The sequence below is a fragment of the Oleiphilus sp. HI0061 genome (assembly GCF_001635675.1).
In genome coordinates this window covers 1-490 of record NZ_LWFE01000878.1, presented here as the reverse complement: position 1 = coordinate 490, position 490 = coordinate 1, and the positions used below count along the sequence as shown (strand labels likewise).

At 40.4% G+C, this 490-nt stretch carries 2 protein-coding genes; both read right to left on the bottom strand.

The window, feature by feature from the left end; all coding sequences use genetic code 11:
• A partial coding sequence (locus A3735_RS29630) for a hypothetical protein (protein ID WP_156499593.1) occupies positions 1-227 on the bottom strand: 227 nt, incomplete at its 3' end.
• Between the two features lie 52 nt (positions 228-279).
• Positions 280-490: dihydrofolate reductase (locus A3735_RS10405; protein WP_197485835.1), on the bottom strand; the 211-nt coding region annotated here is incomplete at its 5' end.

Below are 490 nucleotides of genomic sequence, written 5' to 3'. Positions count from 1 at the left end.
GTCAAGATATCTTGCTTAGTGAGTATCGTATGCTTAATTGAGTGCACAATATACCTCTTAGGAGATTGTTCGGATGCGATCCGTCCAACACCATCGAGCCTATCCCAACCGTGGTCATCAAACCTTTCTCCGACCGAAACTGGTAGAAAAGGTGTATTGGATATAAACATTGCAACAGGTGTGTGCTCTCCACTTGTATCGCAAAGGTATAATTCGTACTTTGTCATCTAGGCGTACCCAACAGTTTATTCTATAAGACTGGAGGCGCATCAAGGCCTCTTAATCATTTTGCCATATTTGGTAACTATAATTTATGTTGGACACGAAGTCTTGAGTGAAAACTAGCTTAAAACTACTAGGGATTTTCGGGAAATAGATATTCCCCTCGGGCTCAATGTCGATAGTTGAAATATGTAAGGTATCAACTTTGCCGATTAAGCTGTTATATATTTCGCCGCCACCACATACAATTGCATGATCTGTTATTTTC